The 21,345-nt window shown below is 62.5% G+C and carries 17 protein-coding genes; 7 read left to right on the forward strand and 10 right to left on the reverse strand.

Going from position 1 to position 21,345, the window contains the following annotated elements; translation table 11 throughout:
• The first annotated feature begins 2 nt into the window (after positions 1–2).
• The gene (locus ACTJK4_RS16880) at positions 3–851 is read left to right on the forward strand and encodes a phosphodiesterase (RefSeq protein ID WP_440818570.1); all 849 of its coding nucleotides are present in this window, start codon (positions 3–5) and stop codon (positions 849–851) included.
• On the opposite strand, the gene ACTJK4_RS16885 is transcribed toward ACTJK4_RS16880, so the two are convergent.
• The gene (locus ACTJK4_RS16885) at positions 848–1,531 is read right to left on the reverse strand and encodes an FMN-dependent NADH-azoreductase (RefSeq protein ID WP_440818446.1); all 684 of its coding nucleotides are present in this window, start codon (positions 1,529–1,531) and stop codon (positions 848–850) included. The two genes, ACTJK4_RS16880 and ACTJK4_RS16885, sit on opposite strands and share 4 nt — an antisense overlap.
• A 142-nt stretch (positions 1,532–1,673) precedes the next feature.
• On the opposite strand from ACTJK4_RS16885, the gene ACTJK4_RS16890 reads away from it, so the two are divergent.
• Complete coding sequence (locus ACTJK4_RS16890; protein WP_440818447.1) at positions 1,674–2,603, forward strand: LysR substrate-binding domain-containing protein; 930 nt, start codon at positions 1,674–1,676, stop codon at positions 2,601–2,603.
• On the opposite strand, the gene ACTJK4_RS16895 is transcribed toward ACTJK4_RS16890, so the two are convergent.
• Genes ACTJK4_RS16895 through ACTJK4_RS16905 form a run of 3 tightly spaced genes read right to left on the reverse strand, consistent with a single transcriptional unit; the run spans position 2,592 to position 6,635 of the window.
• The gene (locus ACTJK4_RS16895) at positions 2,592–4,067 is read right to left on the reverse strand and encodes an amidase (RefSeq protein ID WP_440818448.1); all 1,476 of its coding nucleotides are present in this window, start codon (positions 4,065–4,067) and stop codon (positions 2,592–2,594) included. The genes ACTJK4_RS16890 and ACTJK4_RS16895 overlap by 12 nt on opposite strands.
• Before the next feature lie 20 nt (positions 4,068–4,087).
• A complete protein-coding gene (locus ACTJK4_RS16900) occupies positions 4,088–5,299 on the reverse strand; it encodes a M20 aminoacylase family protein (protein ID WP_112184854.1) in 1,212 nt (403 codons plus the stop codon).
• Positions 5,300–5,333: 34 nt separating this feature from the next.
• Entirely contained in the window at positions 5,334–6,635 is a 1,302-nt protein-coding gene (locus tag ACTJK4_RS16905; protein WP_440818449.1) for an MFS transporter, read from the reverse strand.
• 233 nt (positions 6,636–6,868) lie between these two features.
• On the opposite strand from ACTJK4_RS16905, the gene ACTJK4_RS16910 reads away from it, so the two are divergent.
• Positions 6,869–7,786, forward strand: coding sequence for a LysR family transcriptional regulator (locus ACTJK4_RS16910; RefSeq protein WP_440476464.1), 918 nt, complete (start codon positions 6,869–6,871; stop codon positions 7,784–7,786).
• Positions 7,787–7,789: 3 nt separating this feature from the next.
• Here ACTJK4_RS16910 and ACTJK4_RS16915 read toward each other — a convergent pair whose 3' ends face one another.
• A complete protein-coding gene (locus tag ACTJK4_RS16915) occupies positions 7,790–8,752 on the reverse strand; it encodes an AraC family transcriptional regulator (protein ID WP_440818450.1) in 963 nt (320 codons plus the stop codon).
• 119 nt (positions 8,753–8,871) lie between these two features.
• On the opposite strand from ACTJK4_RS16915, the gene ACTJK4_RS16920 reads away from it, so the two are divergent.
• Complete coding sequence (locus tag ACTJK4_RS16920) at positions 8,872–10,083, forward strand: MFS transporter (protein ID WP_440818451.1); 1,212 nt, start codon at positions 8,872–8,874, stop codon at positions 10,081–10,083.
• 398 nt (positions 10,084–10,481) lie between these two features.
• On the opposite strand, the gene ACTJK4_RS16925 is transcribed toward ACTJK4_RS16920, so the two are convergent.
• From ACTJK4_RS16925 to ACTJK4_RS16935, 3 genes are all read right to left on the reverse strand, one after another.
• Positions 10,482–10,706: a hypothetical protein gene (locus ACTJK4_RS16925; RefSeq protein ID WP_440818452.1), complete on the reverse strand. Its 225-nt coding sequence runs from the start codon at positions 10,704–10,706 to the stop codon at positions 10,482–10,484.
• A 321-nt stretch (positions 10,707–11,027) separates the two neighbouring features.
• Positions 11,028–12,608 carry an SAVED domain-containing protein gene (locus ACTJK4_RS16930; RefSeq protein ID WP_440818453.1) on the reverse strand — a complete coding sequence of 527 codons (1,581 nt, stop codon included), beginning with the start codon at positions 12,606–12,608 and terminating at the stop codon, positions 11,028–11,030.
• A gap of 34 nt (positions 12,609–12,642) precedes the next feature.
• The gene (locus tag ACTJK4_RS16935) at positions 12,643–14,193 is read right to left on the reverse strand and encodes a nucleotidyltransferase (RefSeq protein ID WP_440818454.1); all 1,551 of its coding nucleotides are present in this window, start codon (positions 14,191–14,193) and stop codon (positions 12,643–12,645) included.
• Between the two features lie 677 nt (positions 14,194–14,870).
• Between ACTJK4_RS16935 and ACTJK4_RS16940 the strand changes: the two genes are divergently transcribed.
• Positions 14,871–15,800: a WYL domain-containing protein gene (locus tag ACTJK4_RS16940; RefSeq protein WP_440818455.1), complete on the forward strand. Its 930-nt coding sequence runs from the start codon at positions 14,871–14,873 to the stop codon at positions 15,798–15,800.
• 108 nt (positions 15,801–15,908) lie between these two features.
• Here ACTJK4_RS16940 and ACTJK4_RS16945 read toward each other — a convergent pair whose 3' ends face one another.
• Complete coding sequence (locus ACTJK4_RS16945) at positions 15,909–17,639, reverse strand: phage integrase family protein (protein WP_440818456.1); 1,731 nt, start codon at positions 17,637–17,639, stop codon at positions 15,909–15,911.
• 526 nt (positions 17,640–18,165) lie between these two features.
• On the reverse strand, positions 18,166–19,077 hold the full coding sequence (locus ACTJK4_RS16950) for a LysR family transcriptional regulator (RefSeq protein ID WP_440818457.1): 912 nt from the start codon (positions 19,075–19,077) through the stop codon (positions 18,166–18,168).
• 116 nt (positions 19,078–19,193) lie between these two features.
• Between ACTJK4_RS16950 and leuC the strand changes: the two genes are divergently transcribed.
• Together leuC and leuD are read left to right on the forward strand one after the other, a co-directional pair.
• Positions 19,194–20,615 carry a 3-isopropylmalate dehydratase large subunit gene (leuC, locus tag ACTJK4_RS16955; protein WP_440818458.1) on the forward strand — a complete coding sequence of 474 codons (1,422 nt, stop codon included), beginning with the start codon at positions 19,194–19,196 and terminating at the stop codon, positions 20,613–20,615.
• Entirely contained in the window at positions 20,608–21,270 is a 663-nt protein-coding gene (gene leuD / locus ACTJK4_RS16960) for a 3-isopropylmalate dehydratase small subunit (RefSeq protein WP_440818459.1), read from the forward strand. Before leuC ends, leuD begins: the two co-directional genes overlap by 8 nt.
• Positions 21,271–21,345: the final 75 nt, after the last annotated feature.

Consider the following 21,345-nt stretch of genomic DNA (forward strand, 5'->3'; position numbering starts at 1 on the left):
CGATGCATTTCCTGCAACTCACCGATCTTCATATCAAGCGCCCGGGGCGACTGGCGTATCGGCGCGTGGATTCGGCGGCGTATCTGGCACGCTGCGTGGAGCATATCCTGGCGCAGCCGGAGAAACCGGACGCCATCGTGCTGACCGGCGATCTCGTAGACGCTGGCGCGCCGGAGGAGTACGCGCACCTGCGCGCCGTACTGGCGCCGCTCGATGCGGCTGGCATCCGCATGCTGCCCGTACTGGGCAACCACGACGGCCGCGATGCCGCCCGCGAAGCGTTTGCCGATTGGCTTGCGCCCATTCCGGCCACCGCGCAAGACACGCGCGCTTTCCAATACTGGACCGACATTGGCGACGTGCGCCTGATCGCGCTCGATACGCTGGACGCCGGCCATCCGGGTGGCCGCCTGGGCGTGCGGCGTCTGGATTGGCTGGCCGAAGCGCTGGCATGCGAGACGCAACGCCCGACCGTCATCGCGATGCATCACCCGCCGTTCGCCACCGGCATCGGCCACATGGACGTGCAATCGCTGGCCGAGGAAGACATCCCGGCCTTCGCCCAGATCGTGCGTACGGCCGGCAACGTCGAGCGGATCATCTGCGGGCATCTGCACCGCTCCATTGACGTGCGCTTTGCGGGCACCGTCGCATCGACATGCCCATCACCCGCGCACCAGGTGGCGCTGGATCTCGACCCGGACGCGGCGCCCGGCTTCGTGATGGAGCCGCCCGCCTACAAGGTGCACGCATGGGTGCCGGAGCAGGGCCTGGTGAGCCACCTCGCCTACGTGGGGCAATTCGATGGTCCGCATCCGTTCTTTGAGGCAGACGGGCGGCTGATCGACTAGGCCGCCTCCTCGGCGGCGGCCATCCGCGCGACCAGTGCATCGACGTCGTTTTCCGCCGATGCGATGGACGCACGCAGTCGCTCGTCTGCAAACTCGTCGTATTCGATAGCGACGGAGGCCACATCGGTGATGCCGATGTAGCCGAATGCCGTGGCGACGCCGGCCTCGACGTGGTTCAGGTGCGCAATGCGCTGGCCAGGGCCGTAACCGAAATCGCCGCGCGCGCTGAGGATGACGAGGCGCTTGTTCATGCCGGCCAGCAGCGGCCAATAGGGCTCGCCGGGGCGGCTGCGGTCGAAGCCGAACGTGCGGCCAACGCGCACGATGTTGTCGACGTAGGCCTTGAACTGCGCGGGCATGCCGAAGTTGTACATCGGCACGCCGGCCACGATCACGTCGGCGGCGAGCAGTTCGTCGATCAGCGCATCGCTTTGCGCAAGGCGGTCGTGCATCCACGGTTCGCGCTGCGGGGGCGGCGTGAACGCGGCATGGACCCAGCGGCCATCCACGGGGGCTGGCGGTTCAGCGCCGATGTCGCGATAGACGACGTGCGCGTCGGGCTCATGCTCAAGCCAGCGCTGTACAAAGCGTGCGGAGAGCCGGCGCGTGTGCGAGCCATGGCGCGAAGTCTCGGAGGTGCCCGGCCGGGCGCTGGAATCGAGATGCAGAAGGCGGGTCATGTTGGATCGTTGATGAGTGAAGGTGTGCCCACTCTACGAACCGCGCTGCACTAGGACAAACGACATGTTTTGTGTGCCACGGCTGATATGGATTCATCCATGCCGCCCACGCGGGAAAAGCGCTCATGACACAATCCCGCGCATGCGGAAACTGCCACCCCTGAGCGCGCTGCGGACCTTTGAAGCCACCGCGCGCCACCTCAGCATGAAGCGCGCTGCCGACGAGCTGTCGGTCACGCCCACGGCCGTGAGCCATCAGATTCGCCGCCTGGAAGATGCGCTGGGGGTGGCGCTGTTCGAGCGCCACGTGCGTGCGCTGCGCCTGTCAGCCGCCGGCGAGCAGTTGTATCCGGTGCTCAACACCGGCTTTGATGCGTTTGCGCAGGCCATCGATGCCATTCGCGGCGAGCAGGCGCGACCGGGGCGTCAGCGCGTGACGCTCACGGCGCCGATGGGGCTTGCTGCGCGCTGGCTGGTGCCGCGGCTCGGTGAATTTGCGACGCAGCATCCGGGGGTGGATCTGCGCATTCATGCGTCCGACACCGTGGTCGACCTGCATGGCGGCAGTGCAGACCTTGCCGTGCGCTATGGTGATACGCCGGCCACGGGGAATGGACTCGTCACCGAACGGCTCTTTGGCGATGCTTATGCACCCGTCTGCCACCCGGGCCTGAAGGTGCAGTCGCACGACGATCTGGCGCGCGTGCCGCTCATCCACTCCGAGTGGCAGCGCACGCTGCCGCAGGCCATCGGCTGGCCGATGTGGGCACGCGCCGCTGGTATCGAGCAAACGCTCAAGACCGACACGGGCATCGTGCTGTCCGACGACGGGCACGCCATGTCGGCGGCAATGGCCGGGCAGGGTGTGATCCTGGCGAACCTGCCGCTGGTGCGCGATGCCTTGGAGGCTGGCGCGCTCGTCCAGCCGTTCGCAGCGCCAGTCATACAGCGCTATGCCTTCTGGGCCGTGGCGCCATCTGCGCGGCTTGACGACGTTGCCGTGCGCGCGGTGTGGGATTGGCTCTGCGCGTGCCGCGAAAACACGGCACGTGTGCACCCCTCAGCCCAATAGCGGCGACGCCGCACGCGCTGGCGCAAACGCCTCGTGCCACGCGGCGGCAAGTTGCAGCAAGGCAAACTCCGACCGGGGCGGCGCAATCACCTGCAGGCCCAGCGGCAGGCCTTCGGCGGTCAAGCCCGACGGCAGGCTCGCGGCCGGCACGCCCGCCAGCGTGGCGCCAATCACGACTTCCATCCAGCGGTGATACGTGTCCATTGCGCGGCTGGCGACGGTCTTGGGCCAGTGTTCTTCAGCAGGGAAGGGCGCAACCTGCGTGCAGGGCAGGACGAGAAAATCGTAGTGCGCAAACTGCCGCAGCAGCGCCTGGTACCAGCTCGCACGCGTGGCGATGGCACGGTTGATGTCGATGGCGGTGCGGCTGCGTCCGTGCTCGATTTCCCAGATCGCTTCGGGCTTGAGCAAATCGCGCGTGGCGGCGTTGTCGTACAGCAGGCCGAGGTTGCCGGACACGCTCAGCGCGCGCAGTGTGCACCAGCATTCCCATAGCGCGTCCATGGCGAAGAAAGGCCGCACGGTCTCGACATGGCAGCCCAGCGTATCGAACGTGTCGAGCGCCTGCTCGTTGACGGCCAGCACGTCGGAATCGATGGCAAGGTAGCCCCCGAAATCACGCAACCAGCCAATGCGAGCCTGCCGGAAGTCACGGTGCAGCGGTTGCATGAAGCACGCCGGATCGTCGCTTAGCGACAGCGGCGCACGCGGGTCGTAACCGGCTTGCGTGGCGAGCAGCCAGGCGAGGTCGTGCGGATTGCGCGCCATCGGGCCTTCAGTGCCGAGTTGCTGGAAGAACACGTCGCCGGTGGGGCCGTAAGGTACGCGACCGAGGCTCGGGCGCAGGCCGTAGATGTTGTTCCAGGCGGCGGGGTTGCGCAGCGAACCCATCATGTCGCTGCCGTCGGCCACGGGCAGCATGTTCAGCGCCAGCGCGGCGGCCGTGCCACCGCTGCTGCCGCCCGCCGAGCGCTCGGGGTTCCAGGCGTTGCGTGTGATGCCGTACACGCGGTTGTAGGTGTGCGAACCGAGGCCGAACTCCGGCGTGTTCGTCTTGCCGATCAGTACGGTGCCTTGGCGGCGAATGCGCTCGACGACGATGCTGTCGTGTGTCGGCACATTGCGCGCCATGGCGAGACTGCCCATCGCCGTCACCATGCCCGCCGTGGCGGCAAGATCCTTGGGTGCCTGCGGAAAGCCATGCATCCACCCGCCGGACAAGCCTTGCGACAGCAGCACATCGCGCTCGCGTGCCTGGTCGATGGCGGATTCGGCATCGATGCGGGCGACGACGGCGTTCACCGCCGGGTTATGGCGATCGATCTGCGCAAGGAACGCCTCCATGACTTCGACGCACGACACATCGCGCGCGTGGATGCGCCGCGATAGCTCGATCGCGCTCCATTGCACGATCTCTTCGTTGGTGGCCGCCGGTGTGGCTGCATGGCTCAGATTCGCTTGCATTGCTTGACTCGAAGTTCACTTCACGCGGTCAGGTAGGTCTGTGCCAGTCGCACCCAGGCGGCCGCGCCCAACGGCAGCACCTGGTCGTTGAAGTCGTACCCAGGGTTGTGCACCATGCAGCCGCCGAACTCACCTTCGCCATTGCCGAGGATGAGGTAGCAGCCAGGCACTTCGTTCAGCATCCAGGCAAAGTCTTCGCTACCGTTGAGCCCCTTGGGCGCCTGCGTGACGACGTTGGCCGCGCCCACCAGTTCGGTGCAGACCTGCTGCGCCAGTTGCGTCTCGGCCTCGGTGTTGACCATGGGCGGCGTCAATTGACGATAGTCGATCTGCGCCTCGACGCCATGGGCTTGTGCGGTCAGGCTGACGATCTCGCGAATGCGCATTTCCACCAGCGCGCGCGTCTCGGGCCGCGCCGCGCGCACATTCAGGCCGATCGTCACCGATTCCGGAATCACGTTGTGCGTTGCCCCGCCGCGAATGAAACCGACCGACACCACCGCCGTGTCATCGGGCGCGACGTTGCGTGCGACCACGGTCTGCAAGGCGGTGATGATGGCGGCCGATGCGGCAATCGGATCCCGCGCGCGATGCGGCATCGCGCCGTGTCCGCCCATGCCCTTGATGGTGACGTCGGCCACGTCGGAAGACAGGCTCACCGGCCCCGGCAGCACGCGGAAGCTACCGGCCGGCACGCCCGGCATGTTGTGCAGGGCATAGACGGCATCGCACGGGAAGCGCTCGAAGAGGCCGTCTTCGATCATGGCGCGCGCACCGCACAGGTTTTCCTCATCGGGCTGGAAGATGAGGTTCAGCGTGCCGTCAAAATCGCGGCTCTCGGCCAATGCCTTGGCCGCGGCGAGCAGGATGGCGGTGTGCCCGTCGTGGCCGCACGCGTGCATCTTGCCGTGGTTGCGGCTGGCGTAAGGCAGACCGGTTGCTTCAACGATGGGCAGGGCGTCCATGTCTGCACGAATGCCGAGACGGCGCGTGCCGCTGCCGAGCTTCAGCTGGCCCACCACGCCGCTCTTGCCGATGCCGGTGTGGACCTCGTAGCCCCAGCTTTTGAGCAGATCGGCCACCAACGTGCTGGTGGCGCCCACCTCGAAACCGAGTTCAGGTTGCGCGTGAATCTGGCGGCGGATGTTGACGAACGTTTCCGCATCGATGTGGACGGGCGGCAGCAGATGCGGCAACAGTTGGAACGGCGTGAGCGTGGGGGCTTTGGTCATGTCGGGGCTCCGGGGTGGGCGGTAGGAATCGGGTTCAGTGGGTTTCGCGCGCTTCGCGCAGGCTCAGCACGGTCAGCAGCGTGATGGCGCTGCACACCATCATGTAAAAGGCAGGGGAGAGCGGATTGCCGGTGCGGGCCAGCAGCCACGTCACGACAAACTGGCACGAACCGCCAAACACCGTCACGCCGATCGCGTAGATGACCGACAGGCCGCTGGCGCGCACCTTGATGGGCAGCAGCTCCATCATCATGAGCAGCATGGGCGTGGTGCCCAGGTACAACGTGCCGGTCAGCAGCGCAGACAGCGCCAGCACCAGCGGCACGCTCGGGTAATGCGTCATCAGCCAGAAGGCCGGATAGAGCGCCACCACGGTGACCAGCGTTGCGCCCACCACCAGCGGCTTGCGGCGCGGCAGGCGATCCGCCAGCCAACCGGAAAGGAGCGACGCGCCAAAGCTAGTCAGCCCCGTCACGCAGCCGGCCAGCAGCGACAGCGAAGGCGGCAGATGCAGCTCGCGGATCATGTAGGTCGGCATGAAATAGATCACCAGGTACGTGCCGACCGTCCCGCCGATGATCGTGAGCACGCCCTTGATGACCAGCCCGCCGTGGTCGCGGAACAGGGTGCCGAGCGGGCTCGGGGCATGCGCTTCGGCGGTGTGCGTTTCATCCAGGTGCGAGCGGATATACAGGCCCACCGGCGCGATCAGCAAGCCGAGGAAGAACGGTACGCGCCAGCCCCAGCTCTGCAGCGCTTCCGGCGACAGGCTGCCGTACAGAATGGCCGCAGTGAGCGCGCCGCACAGCGCCGCAATGCCCTGGCTGCCGAGTTGCCAGCTCACGCGAAACCCGCGCCCACGGACGCCGCCTGACTCCATCAGCATCGCGGTCGACGCACCGATTTCTCCACCCAGCGAAAAGCCCTGCAGCAACCGGCCGGCCAGAATGACCAGCGGGCCGAACAGCCCTGCGGTGGCGTAAGTCGGCGCAACCGCCAGGCACAGCGTGCCGACGACCATCAGCCCGATCGTCAGCGTCATCGCGGCCTTGCGTCCGTGGCGGTCTGCATAGTTGCCGATCACGAAGCCGCCCAGCGGGCGCATCACAAAGCCGATGCCGAACGTCGCCACTGCCAGCAGTAGCGAGCCATACGCGCTATCGGACGGAAAGAACAGCTTGCCGATCATCAGTGCGAAGAAGCTGTAGACCGTGAAGTCGTACATCTCCAGCGCATTGCCGATCGAGCATGCGGCGATCAGGCGTGCCTGGCCGACAGGCTTGGGCGCAGCAGCGACCGAGGCGGTCAAGGGCGGCTGCAGGGTGGCGTCATTCATGTGGATCTCCATCCGGGGTATTGGCGAGAGGGCTTCTGCGAACCCTTGGGCGCTTGCAGTATTCCGCCAAGCCGCCGTCCGGAAAAAATCGTAAATATTCATCCCGATAACCAAATAGAATCGCCGTCATAACCGGCCTGCATCCGCTATCGGGGAAAGCCCGCGAATCATTGGGGCGATGTCGGGTGACGTACCGAATGCCGGGCAGTGCGCCCAACGATGGGGAGAGCGACGTGAAGCTGCACCAATTGCGCATCCTGCTGGCCGTGGCACAGCACGGCAGCATCCACGAAGCGTCTCGCGGGCTGCACATCTCGCAGCCGGCGCTGTCGAAGGCGATTGCGGAACTGGAAAGGGAGCTTGGCGTCACGCTGCTGTCGCGTTCGGTGCGCGGCGTGAGCCTGACCTCATATGGCATGGCGCTGGTCAAGCGCGCGAGTGTGGTCGAGCAGGAACTGCGTCACGCGCTGGAAGACATCGAAGCCATTCGTGGCCATGCGGAGGCGGAACTCAACATCGGCTTTACCGCCGTGGCGTCGAGCGGGCCGCTGCCAGACGCGATGGCGGCATTGCGCAAGCGCTTTCCCAACGTCGCGCTGCGCGGCTTCGAACAGCGTCCGCAGCAGATCCTGGAAGGGCTGCGGGAGGGGCGCCTCGATATCGGTTTGATCTCCAGCAACAGCGGCCCCGGCACGGGCAGTTTTCAGTGGGAGCCGCTGTTTTCAGTGCCGATGCGCCTGGCGGTGCGCCCGGGCCATCCGTTGCGCCGCGTGCGCCGGCTACGCCCGCTGCTGGATGCCGACTGGCTGGTGCTCGACCCGCTGGAGGATCCGGGCAGCCCGATGGTGAGTCTGATGCGGTTGCATCGTCTCGACATCCCGCGCCGGATCGTGCAAAGCGCGTCGAATCTGCTGGGGCTGCAATTGGCCACAAAGACGGATGTCGTCAGCATGTGGTCGGAGTTTGTCTTCAGCGGCACCGGCGGGCCGCTGCGCATGGTGCCGGGCTCGCTCGAAACCTTGCCGATGGAAGATGAGCTGCCGGATTTCAATGTCTACATGGTCTATCGGTCGGCGGACCTGATGACGCATGTGTGTGCGGAATTCAGCAAAGAGATCCGGCACGCGGCGCAGCACTATCGCCAGCGCTGACCATCACGCCCCAAGTTCGGCGCCTTCCGTGCGCATCGCCCCCGGCGGTCGCCCAACGACGCGCTTGAATGCACGGCTAAACGCAGCGAGAGACCCGTAGCCGAGCCGGTACGCGACGGCTTCGATTGCCTCGCGGTCGCGCGTGATCCATTGCGCGGCGAGACGCATTCGCAGCTCGGTCAGATAGCGCACGGGCGTCATTCCGGTCGCTGCAAGAAATCGCTCGGCAAACACCGAGCGCGAGACGCCTGCTTGCGCCGCCAGCTCCGCGACGCTCCAGTTGCGACCCGGGTCACGATGCAGCGCGACGATCGCACGACCGAGTTTCGGCTCGCGTAGCGCCTGCACCCAGCCCGTCGCGTCGCCGCAACCGCATTCCACCCAGCCGCGCACAATGAAGGCCGCCACCACGTCCGCCAGCCGCGCGAGGATGCCGGCAAAGCCTGCGCGCTCGGAGCACGATTCGCGCTCCATCGCGTCGAGCATCGGGCGGATTTCCGGGTAGCGCGCGAGCAGGGTGCCGACGTGCATGAACTCCGGCATCGTGCCCACCAAGGGCTGCATGCCGCCAAGATCCAGCTCCATGCACGCGCTGAAAATGAGCGCATCGCCCGGGGCCGCTTCCGTACCGGCACCCACCGACGCCACCGTCTCGCAGATCTTCGCGGCTTCAAAACCGGCGATCTCGCGGCAAGGCGCATCTGGATCGGACAGCAACGCGTGTGGGGTGCCCTGGGGCAGCAACACCGCATCACCAGCCTCAAGTTGCATGGTTGCGCCCGACGCGTCGCGCAGCAACACGGGCCCGCGCCCCACGAAGTGGAACTGCGCACGCCCTGGCGCCTCACCAAAGTTCAGCCCGAAGGGCCGCGCCACGTGGATACGGCGGTACTGGACACCGCTCAGCCGCATGCCCAGCAGCAGCTCGCTGACAAGGTCGTGCACGTCGGGCAGGGGAGTAAGCATGTCGAAAGTCCGGACGATTGATCAACAAGACCGGATTGTATGTCATAGACCGTCCGATTAACGGGCCCTACCATGCGGTCTTATTAGTACTTTCCCTGATCCTTTCCACGGAACGACGCATGAATCCCGGAATCTCCACGGCCGCTTCAATCGCGGCCCCGCGTGAACCCGCCTGGGGCGCTGTCTTTGCGATGGCGCTGGGCGTGTTCGGGCTCGTCACGGCCGAATTCCTGCCCGCAAGCCTGCTGACGCCCATGGCGGAAAGCCTGGGCGTGACCGAAGGCGTAGCAGGGCAGGCCGTCACGGCCACCGCAACGGTTGCGCTCGTCACCAGCTTGCTGACCGCCGCCGTCACGCGCTCCATTGACCGTCGGCGCGTGCTGCTGGCGTTTTCGGTGCTGCTCGTGGCATCCAACCTTGCAGTAGCGTTTGCGACCAACCTGACGACGATCCTGATCGGTCGCGTGGTGCTTGGCATTGCGCTGGGCGGCTTCTGGACCATGGCCACCGCTACCGCAATGCGCCTCGTGCCTGCAGCGCTGGTGCCGCGGGCGCTGTCGATCATCTTCAGCGGCGTGGCCGTCGCCACGATTGCCGCCGCGCCCCTGGGCAGCTACTTCGGCCATCTGATCGGCTGGCGCAACGTGTTCCTGGCCGCGGCCGGGCTTGGCGTGGTTGCGTTCGTCTCGCAGGTGGCGACGCTGCCCTCGATGGCGCCAAGCGGCACGACGCGCCTGCGCACGCTCGTCGACGTGCTGCGTCGCCCATCCGTCGGCATCGGGATGTTCGCCACGATCCTCGTGTTCACCGGGCACTTCGCGTTCTTTACGTACCTGCGGCCGTTCCTGGAGCAGGTGGCGGGCGTTGGCGTGAACGGGCTATCGGCAATCCTGCTGGGCTATGGCATTGCCAACTTTGTAGGCACATCGCTCGCAGGCCGCGTGCTGGAACACCGGCTGCGCCCAATGCTGATTGCAATGCCGGCGCTGATGGTGGTGCTCGGCATCGCACTCGTGGCGCTGGGCCGCGCGCCGGTCATCGACGCCGTGCTGATCGCCCTGTGGGGCATGGCGTTTGGCGGCGTGCCGGTAGCGTGGTCGACATGGGTCACGCGCACCGTGTCTGATGAAGCCGAAAGCGCGGGCGGCCTGATCGTCGCCGCCGTGCAGCTCGCGATTGCTACCGGTGCAGCAGCCGGCGGCGTGGTGTTCGACGCGAACGGCGCGGCCGGTGTGTTCATTGGCGCCGCCGTGGTGCTGGCGATTGCCGTCGCGACCATCGTGACGGGCGTGCCGAAGCGCGTGGAGGCGGTGCCCGCAATAGTGGAGTGACGGAGCGAGATGCGCGTCGCTGGGTCGGTCGGCTATTGTCAGAATCGGTCCAGTGCGCGCCATCTTTATTTCTCATAATTTGCATTATGTTAAATGATGGATCGGCCAGCATCCGCCGGTCTCGATCCAACGCCCTCCATGTCCGACGCAAGCAAACTTGTTCACTCTTGCGAAGCAAACCTATGCATTTCCGCCCCAAAACTGGGCGATGGCGAACAAGTCCTCGAATTTGCTTCGTCCTGGCTAACGGCTGACCAGCATTCCTTCTTTTTTTGAGATAGACGGTGTCGTCCCTTCAAACGCCGAACTGCGCGGGACGTTTGGTCAGAATAGTGACTTGCTGCCAATGGCATTGGGGAAAAGAGTGCAGCCTGGAGTGGGTTCATCACCGCTGACTTTCAATACTCGCGGACGACTTCAATCGCTTGCCCTACCCCGTCGACATACAACATGTGGCGTCCACCCTCACGCTCCACTCGCGCCCGCGGCATGAAGGCGTAGTGATAGTGGTAGAAATAGCGCGCCTGGCGCCATCGACCGCCTCCAAAGAATTCGAACACTGTCCCTTGGTCGCTGAAGCCCGTGAATTCTCCAGCCAGTTGGCCGCGTTCGATCACGCTCATGTGTCCCTCCATCAACTGTCTACGTTTGCCAAAATACACGCAGCTCCAAGCGCGATGTCAGTCGGCTTGTCATCACTGGGAATTACTACTTACCGATGTGCGAGGAAAACATACGCTAAGAACCGCGTGCCGAATGTTCGGGTTTCGCCTGCGGCTCATCGTCGAGGCTCGGCTGTATCCAGCATTTCCAATGTCGCTCTACCGGGTTGCATTGGTGAGCGTGACCTCACCAGCGGAACCCACTCTCTCAAGCCAAAAGAAAAGATCGCGGAGGACGAAGCCGACTGGCCCTACCATGAGTTACCTGATAACTGACACTCATTAGATCAACGAAATAGATTGTTTGGATTGCAGTTCTTCAACCTTGGTGTTGAAAATTTCAATGGTTGGCATGAATGGGGTGCCACTACCAGGGAGGGACTCATAACAAGTAAAGGCCGCGTGATGCCTCGCCTGCAGTTTTTGTCCAATCTTGAAGCACACACTGGCCGGAGCGCCAACGAAGAGGTGAACCCTCTTAACCCGCCACTCGTCTTGCAGACTTCGAATGGCCTGCTCAAGGACAATGGAAACGCCGTCCAAGTCAGCAGGGTGGGAAATAACATCGTGCCGAAGATCTGCCGGGTCTGACACCGTTACCTCTAATGCGCCAACCTTGAAAGCACCATCGCTATGCAACGTTGCCGGTAATCTGCTTGGCTCCACCTTGTAGGTCAGTGACACAACTAAGCATGCCTCCTCACCATCAGCATGAGCTGCGAGTTCCGTCACACAATACTTGCCTGCCGGCGGCGGTAAGGTCCCTTCGTTGAACGCCCACTTTCCGCCGGGAAGGTCAGCGGGCCGGTCGCGACTGAATTGGAATACGGTGATACGGCTGCCCTCGCCAATTACCCGCCCTGCCAACACCAAAATCGATGCGCCATGCAGGGGAAACACGGCAAGTGGCATGAGCGTGCCATCGGCTCGCAAGGTGCCATTCAAGCGCTTACGTAGAAGCGGAATATCGGTGCTCAATGCCTCAAAGAGAGCGCCCCAATAGTGGGGCGCGTGGGGATTGTGGAGATGGCCACCGTTGTGGAAGTACTGTTCTGGCCCGCTCGAAGTCATCCGAAGCTTGCGAGTCCACATCGCCTCCTCGGCATCGCGCTGAACAAACCTTGGAGACTGGGCGGTAATGTTCCCCATCACCACAATGGGCAATACCTCTTCGTACCTTAACGTATCGAGCAGCCGTCTAACCTCGTTGATGCTGTCCTGACGCATTTTGCGAAGGACGTCGATCGTAAAGCGGTCAGGGTCAACACGATCAATGCGGCGATGGCACTCGTCGCACATAAGCATGAGGTTATCTACCGCATCCGCCAATTGACCAGAAAGCAGTTGGTCGCCGCGGGGTCCCTTCGGCGAGGACGCAATGATGTGAGCAAAGTAGGAGAAGTTGCCAGCTGTACCGCTCAGGCTCTCGCGCTGGAGGTCCTTACCGCACCCAGCGAACTGACAGCGCCAGCCCGCAAGGTAGCCTAAGTACTGCTGATCCTTCTTGTTCGGCGGTTCACCACGTCCAGCGGTACCCGTCAAGGCCTCCGCATTCGTTAGCCACTTGTCGATGGAGCTCGATGTGGCCCGCGTCCCAACTACCGTGGAAAGATCATGGGTAGACGGTGAAGATTCCACCTCCCACCAACTAAGTCTGCCCGCAGCTGCGATGTGCTTTGCTGTAGCACCACTCTTGAGCCCAAAGTCACCTCGACCAATCTCAGTCCAGGTATCGCCTGACATCCTTGCGGCAACTCGCGCAGTGAAGCCATTTGCCACAACCAAGACCTCCACGCCCGCCTTAGCCTGATCGCTCAAGAGCTGCGCCACCCCTTCATCGCTCAGGGGAGTGGTACTTTGCATGTCAACTGTTGCCGTCATTGAATTCGTGTACTGCTTAGCCGATGTTCACAACGAAGGCGCCGCTTCGTGCGACAAGGTGCCCCTGTTTTACAATGAGGCATTCGATGGTGTGTGAGCCTGTATAGACTGCCGACTCTTGACGCGTTGCTGAGCCACGCTCAACCGCACCGCGGTCGAATCCACCACGGAGTTGATTCGCACGAGCAGCTTCTGCACCAGAGTTAACGACCTGCCAGTACACGTCGAACGGGGCGGGTACATTGGTGCTTGCCTCGAAACTCAAACTCGCGCCCTTCCTTAGCGGCTCCGAGTCACTATAGAAGCGCGTTGGTCGGGAGAACCCATTGGAGCGCCATGTAGCCTTGGCGATGACAACCTGCCCCTGCCGAACCACTGGCCAAGGCGCCTCCTGCTTGTGGGTAGCCTTGATGAGGGTGCTCCAGTTCCGCAACGCAGACAGCGGGCTCTTAGTCGACGAACTAGCGTTACCCGCCAACACCGCGGTCCGTTGACCGGCAAAGCGTTGCGCCACTCCGACCAGCCCTTGGTTGTTCAATTGCAAAGCCAGTTCGGCAAAGTCTGCTCGGGCCTTCTGCAGCCATGCGTAAAAGTTCTCCCGCCGCTTTGGATGCGTCCGCCAGCGGTCGGCGAAATTCTCCGCAGGGTCCGTTGGGTTGAGGATGACCGGGAAGCCTTGCGCATCCTTCCCAATGAAAGAATCCATCCGCTGCAGAATCGACGTCAGCGCCTGACCAACTGTTGGCTCGTTTGCATACGCCTGCCCGGCAAGCGTAGTCAGGATGACGGAGATCGGCTTGTTCTCTGGATCGTTGGCAAACATCACGTCGCGGTGACGTTTGAGAATCTGAACAGCCTGTTGCAGCGGTGTCTTGACGCGATAGGACGGAATATCTTCCACAGATGCCTTCGCTTCCAGGGCCATTGCTCCCCGGCGAGCATCAAAAGCGACCCGCATGCGGCTACGAAACCATTTGGTGTACCCCCTGGGATTGCTATGTGGCCATTCCTCACAAACCACGTTGTACTGGGGGTGCTCGTTGTCAGTGATCGCGATGGCCGTGTCCGTCCAATCGCTGTTAAGGCGCAGTGCAGCCAGAACACGACGTTGCCCCTCACCGTCGGGAATAGCAGGAAGCGCGTCCAGGTGAAACTGCGCGCCTTCGGCATATTCCAGCGTCCAGCAACGCCGACTTTCGCCGACCTCCTTCATGCCGTGTGCCTTGGCATACAGCTTCATTTCATGCCCGAGGAGTTCCTTCAGCTTGCGCTGGGACCGGTGCTTGTCGGCCGCTCTCAGTTCGCACACCAAGTCGACGTCATAGTGCTCATCGTCATTCACCGGTCGAATAGGAACGCCGAGCCGGAATGACCCCTGCACGTAGACATCCGGATCGAGATCTTTCAGTGTGGATTCTTCTCGACCAAGCCATTCGCCGACCGACTTGTAGCGACGCTTAGCCTCTTCGTAGCGCGACGGCGGAACGTCAAGTTCCGCAGCCAGTCGCTCCAGGTAGTTCGATGCCGCCGCGGTAACGACGTTCGGTGCCGGGATGTTGGTTGTCATAGCAAGCGCTTGGTAAATCGCATACTCGGCCAGTGATGGCCACCATGTGAAGCAGTCACAAGAGCGTGGATCAGTACTGCAGAAGGCGCTGATATGTGCGCCCGGTATGAATCGTCCAAATTCCGGCAGCAACGCTGCACAGCGCGAAACCATAGCCAAGCGCAGACTCTGGTATCCACCAAGTGGGCAAACTAGGTATCACTTCGGCAAGTTCAACTGTCGGTCTCACTCCGCCGCCCAGCCCTTTAACAACGGAAACCGCGGTCGTCGCCGCTGCGCCAAGCAGCCCGACACCTATGAGAACGCAACCGATCCGCAATAGAGCCAGCCCAAGTTGCACCAGTCTGCGTGGCTCGCCCAAGAAAAAATCGACACATCGCTCTAGCACGGTTGCCCTCTACTTTTTCTCACGGCGGACGCCTTTGAAAGGCGTCTTGTCCGAGGTCTTCACATCGACGAAGCGCCCAGTGGCTGTATCGCGCTTCACATAGTGTCCAGACGGCGTAACCGTCTGGCTGCGCTGCTTAACGGCACCAACTCTATGCCCGTCACCGGGCGGACTGTTCTTGGCCATACCCCACCTCCAAAACCGATACGAGTACAGTACATCATCAATTTGATTATGTCACTAATCCAGATGGATTCACCCTTGTGACCAGATTTGCTACCATATCCGGATGAACCAAGAACTAGCCGAACGCCGCCGCCGCGACCTTGACCGACTCCCTCGCGCTCAACGAGAGCGCCTATCCCACATCGATTTCAAGCTGTACTTCCTCGGGGAGTTGAGGCGCGCCGATGTTGTCGAGCGGTTTGAGACGGGCCCTGCAGGGGCAACCCGAGACATCGCTCAGTACAGAGAAATAGCCCCTGAGAATTTGGAGCTTGACCCGACTACGAAGGCCTACCGGCCCACGGTCGAGTTCACTCCGCTCTTCGAGCATCAGCCACAACGTGTCCTCACGGCACTCTCTCAAGGTTTCGGGGAGGGTATTGGCGATCATCTGCAGTCGATGGTGCGATGCGAGTTCCCGACTGCCTTGAGCTTGCCCAAGATGTCAGTCTTGGCGCCCATTACACGCGCAATTCACAGAAGCAAAGCGGTACGTGTGGGCTACACGTCCATTGGCAATGGAAAGTCGGATCGTGAACTGGTGCCGTTAGCACTGGTTGATACTGGCATTCGCTGGCACGTCCGTGCGTTCGATCGCAAAAGCCAACAGTTCAGAGATTTCGTATTCACTCGTATGGAGCACCCGACGTTGCTGGAGGACAGTCCAGTGGCTCGGGAAGAAACGGCGGAACATGACGTCCAATGGAGCCGCCTCATTGAACTCGAGTTAGTGCCACATCCAGAACACCCTAGGCCAGAGGTCGTAATGTTGGATTACGACATGCCCGACGGCCTATTGAGGGTCAAAGTTCGCGCAGCGAACGCTGGCTACATATTAAGACGATGGAGTGTCGACTGTTCGCCCGATCACAGCCTTCGCGGACTTGAATACGCACTGTGGCTTACAGACCCCCTCGCCCTTTATGGCGCCAGCAGTGCATCTTTGGCCCCAGGATATCAAGCCCCGAGTCCGAAAGCGCCCCCCGAGTCGTAAGCGCCCCACCTCGTAAACACACGACCTACAGAGCCAAATCGCAGTGGCTCGACCTTATGGAGTCGGCAACCGTTGAGGACAACACGAGCACATCCCTATTGGGCTCGCTCATCGATTTCCGGCTTCCGACAACTGACTTCTATCGGCCGCAAATGCAGCACCGATCTGTCGCGCCCGCTTTACGTCGTCACCATGCAGATAGATCGATGTCGTCGAGATGGACGCATGGCGTAGGTTATCGCGCACGGTTGTCAGCTCCGAGCCGCGCGCAAGGGCGTGGGTGGCGTGCGTGTGCCGCATCCAATGTGGACTCGCCTTGCGCAACTTCTCCGCTAGCATCGCATGGTCATTCGCAATGGTGTCGGCCGCTGTCTCAAAAAACCTCCTGATAACACTCCACAGCCTCGTCCCCGTAATCCCGCCGCCAGGATCCAGCCCCAGCCCGCCAACCAACAGCGCCTTCGGATTCCAGCGCGTCCGCGTGACGGGCAGCCCGCGCTCCACCAGGTAGCGATCAAGCGCTCCACGCGCCAGCGGCGGCAGTGCCACCTTGCCAGCACGACTGCCCTTCCCTATCAGGTTGAGCCAATGATCGCCCTGTCGATCCGTTTCGATGTCGCCGAGCTTCGCAGAAACGAGTTCGCTGGCCCGCAGGCCGGTCGAATAACCGAAATCCAGTACGAAGCGCAGCCGTTGCGCGGCCGGCGCCTCCCAGCCGTAGGACCACTCCAAACCGTCTGCGATGGTGCGCACGAGCGTCCATTCACCGTCGGTAAAAGCCCGCGACGCGTCGACAGCGGCGGTCCGCCCAGCGCCTCGTACCTTGACGCCCGCGAATGGATTGGCCAGCACGTAGCGTTGCTGAATCAACCAACGGAACATCGCCCCCAACACAGACAACGCGTAGGCGATCGAGCGCGCAGATAACCCGTCCGTGAATGGCCTCCATTCGACAGACGTGCGTGGGCGTGCCGGTCCGACCCAACGGTCCCGTGGTGTCGGCCGGCGCAGGAAGCTGCGGTAAGCGATCGCATCCTCGGTGGTGAGGGACGACAGCGGCCGGCCGCGTTCGACGATTGCCCACAAAATGAGCCGTTCTGCCTCTTTGCGGTATGACCGTTGGGTCGCAGGCGACTCGTGCAGGGAGAGCCAGGCCTGGACCGCTTCGTAGTCGTTGTCGGCGGTGAGCACGCAGGTTTCGCGCGGCGCACGAAATTGCCCCTGCGAGCCGTCGACCTCGTACGGTAGGCGCAACTGCTCCCATGGCACCACCACGCCGCGGACCTGTTCGGCGATCAGCGAGCGGGCACGCTCGGTCAATCGCGGGTGTTCAGCAAAGAACGCCTCGATACGCCGCGCACTGGCTTGCCCTAACCCGGGAATGGCCGCCCACCAGCGGCGCCGGCGCGGCACGCGGACGGTCAGGTCGGCCAGGGTGTCGATGCCGGCAGCCCGCAGCGCGGCGACAGCACGCGCATCCAACCACAGTTTCACGTCATCGCTGATGAGCGGTGCTGGCAGCTGTAGCGTGCGGAGCAACTCGATCGCCTGGTCGGCTGCCCTGCCCTGTTTGGCCCGCTCAAGCGCCTGAATTTCAAACAGCACGGCTAGGTCTTCGCGCTGACGCCGGCGTGCGAAAGCCGCGAGCCGGCGCCGGATGCGGCTGAGCTCTCCACGCGAGGACTGTCCTGACGTAAGGCGCTCGCCCAGATAGCGCTGAATGGCTTCGCGGGTGGACAAGCCGGCATGCCAGGCTCGTAGCGCCGCCAGTTCGGTGGCATCGGGGAAATCAGGCGGGGTACCGCCGGAGGGATCGACGGGAAGCAGACGCGTTTGCATGGGAAGCAGTTTAGCGCCACCATGAAGCTATTGCGATAAGAATAGTTATCGCAATAGCAGAGCAGAAAAACAACGAATAATACCTTGAGGCACATCGCAGGCCTTAGTAGCCGGGCGACGATGGCCGGTCAATCGTATTGATCCGGACAACCGACTAGGCGAACTCGGAGAGGAATAGCACAGCGAGAATAAGCGGCGACGTTGTACGTCGCCGCCTTCCTCTCTCATTGCCCGGACCTACACAGACGATTTTGTCGTAGGCATCCGCTGACCATCCCTATTGTCGAGATTCACGCAACTCTGAACTTTGTTCACGTAACTCTGAACTCCTCCAGGGAGGGGCAGCATACGGAGGAAAAGAAATCCCCTTATGTTTCAGTAACTTACATGAACGCGAGCTACCCAAACGCTGCCCTCGTGGCCGAAGGATGGCCGCAGAACCTCTGGACAATCACCTAGGCTTGCCTATCCAGCTACGCATCTGCCTCGCTCACTTTCGTCTCCGCTGGCGCCGCCCCCCCCCCCGTCAAGAGGTCACCGTCCACGCCGCCTCTTTCTCGAACCAATCTGTGAGAAAGTCGATAAACACACTGACTTTGGCTGATAGGTTGGCGCGCTCCGGATAGACGGCAAACACGTCGGCTGGTGGCAGAGCCCAATCGGCAAGCACGCGCGTCAGGCGTCCTGCGCGCAAGTGTTCGTGGAGATCCCATTCCGATCGCATGAGAATGCCGTAGCCGGCCAACGCCCATAGCACGCCGGTTTCCCCATCGTTCGTGCTGAGGGGACCGCGCACTTTAATCGTTTCCTGCTTGCTGCCGCGGGCAAGGTACCAAGTGCCGTAAGCGACGTCGCTCTCGCGCAGCACGATGCACTGGTGGGCTTGAAGGTCGCGCGGCACCTGCAGTACGCCTGCACGCGCAACGTAGCTGGGCGACGCACATAGTAGCCGGCGGTTGCTCACAATCTTGCGTGCCACCATGCGCGAATCGGGCACGGTTCCAAACCAGATGCCGATATCGAAGGCCTTATCCGCCAGATTGACCGAGCGATCGGTTAGTTCAAGTTGGACTTCCACCTCTGGGTAACGCCGCGCGAATTCGACGATGGCAGGGGCGATGTGCCGGCGCCCGAATCCGAACGTGGCATTCACCCGCAACAGCCCCTTTGGGGTACCGCGGCTGCTGGACACGGCCTGCTCGAGCTCCTGGAGTTCTTCGAGCAAACGCGCGCCGGTCGCCAGATAGATTTCGCCTTCGTGCGTGACGCTCAATCGGCGAGTGGTTCGGTTCAGTAACCGCACGCCCAAGCGCTTCTCGAGCTGTGCCAGCCGCGCCGTGATGGCGGGCGGTGTCACGCCTAATTCGCGAGCCAGCGCGGCCAACGACCCTTGCTTCACCAGCTGGGTGAAAAACTCCAGATCCGATACGCGATCCATTATTCAGATGAAATGAAGAATAGATAAAGTTTAGCGCTAATTATAAAAACGCTTTGCATGGATAGACTCCGTCTCCTCTGTGGTCGGCATGGTCGGCCACCCGAACTGGAGGAAGCATGGCAAAGACGCTGTATCAGAAGCTGGTTAACTCGCATACCGTCGCCCAGCTCGATGCGCAGAATGTGCTGCTGTATGCGGATCTGCACATCATGAACGAGTACACAAGCCCACAAGCGTTCGCGGGGTTGTCGAGCGCGGGTCGGCCGGTCGCGGTGCCGGGGCAGCACATGGCTGTGGTGGACCACATCATTCCCACGCACCCCGTGAAGGTACGGCTCATTCACGACCCTGCATCCGCGCTGCAGGCATCCAACTTGGCAAAGAACTGCGACGAGCACGGCCTCGTCCTGTTTGACGCGAACGACGAATTGCAGGGAATCGAGCATGTGATCGCGCCCGAGCTCGGGATGATTCGCCCGGGAATGGTCGTGCTTTGTGGGGACAGCCACACCACGACCTACGGCGCGTTCGGAGCGCTGGGCTTCGGCATTGGGACGTCGGAAGTCGAACACGTGCTGGCGACCCAGACACTGGTCTACCGAATTGCACGCGACATGCGCATTCGCGTGGACGGCCAGTTGCATTACGGCGCCACCGCAAAAGATCTCATCCTGCACATCATCAGTCGAATCGGTGCGCAAGGTGCCCGCGGTTACGTCGTGGAATTTACCGGCAGCGCCATTGCCGCGCTTTCCGTCGAGGCGCGCATGACCCTGTGCAACATGGCAGTGGAAGCCGGCGCGCGCGGGGCCTTGATTGCACCCGATCGCAAAACAACGGATTACGTCCTCGAACACACCCGAGATCTGGCCCAGCCGGACACCGGCCCTGCGCTCGCCGATTGGGCGCAACTCTTCAGTGATGTTGACGCACGCTTCGATGCGGAGCACTGCTTTGATGCTGGCGACGTTGCTCCGTACGTTACGTGGGGCACCAGCCCGGATCAAGCAATCCCTGTCACAGCTACGATTCCAGAGCCCGAGGCAGCAGAGACCGCTGTGGAGCGGCTGGCATCTGCACAGGCACTGCGTTACACCGGTTTGCAGCCCGGAACGGCTATTGCAGGCACGCCCGTGCAACGCGTGTTCATCGGTTCCTGCACAAACGCCCGGATCGAAGATCTGCGCGCGGTCGCCGCCATTGCGAAGGGGCGGAAAGTGGCACCCGGCGTGTGTGCCATGGTGGTACCGGGTTCCGGTTCCGTGCGCCGGCAAGCCGAGCAGGAAGGCATTGCAGCCATCCTGTTGGCCAGTGGATTCGAGTGGCGGCAACCGGGCTGCTCGATGTGCCTGGCGATGAACGACGATTTCCTCGCACCCGGCGAGCGCTGTGCGTCAACGACGAACCGCAACTTTGAAGGGCGCCAGGGGCGCGGCGGCATCACGCATCTGATGAGCCCGGCCATGGCGGCTGCCGCAGCGCTCACTGGCCGCATCACAGACGTTCGCCAACTCCAACCAGAGGCTTCCCATGTCTGACACGACACGCTTCGAGGGCATCGCCGCACCGTTGCCGACCCCAAATCTCGACACCGATCAAATCATGCCGAAACAGTTCTTGCGCGGCATCGACAAATCCGGTCTCGACAAGGGGCTGCTCTATGACCTGCGATACGACAGCGATCACCGCTTGCGCAGCGATTTCGTGCTCAACCAACCAGCGTATCAGGGCGCGTCCATCCTGGTTTGCGGTAGCAACTTCGGTTGCGGATCCAGTCGCGAGCACGCTGTCTGGGGCCTTCAGCAGTTTGGCATCCGGGCCGTAATCGCACCCAGCTTCGGCGAGATCTTCTATAGCAACGCGATGAACAATCGCTTGCTGCTTGTGATGGTCGATGCCGCAGATGCGGAGCGCATCCTGGCCGATGTTTCGAACCCGGAAACGCACCGAATAGCGATCGACATCGAAACCATGACCGTCCGCAGCCAACACGTCGAGGTGCCATTTCACCTGTCCGAGCGGCATCGCCATATGTTCTTGCACGGGTTGGACGTGATCGGCACCACGCTGGCGCGCTGGGATGAGATCGAGACCTTCCAGCAGGCGCACTGGAAGACCCGCCCATGGCTGCGAGACGTGGCTGCGACGACGCGCGCATGCCATCGGACCATAACGCCGCCCAACCGCGCCTGAGGCGCGTCAGCGTAGCTTTTCAACAAGCCAAAGCGACGCAGGCGCTGTATCACCTCGCTTAAGACGAGGGGGCGC

The organism is Ralstonia sp. 22111 (assembly GCF_052045895.1).
GTDB classification, from domain to species: Bacteria; Pseudomonadota; Gammaproteobacteria; order Burkholderiales; family Burkholderiaceae; genus Ralstonia; species Ralstonia wenshanensis.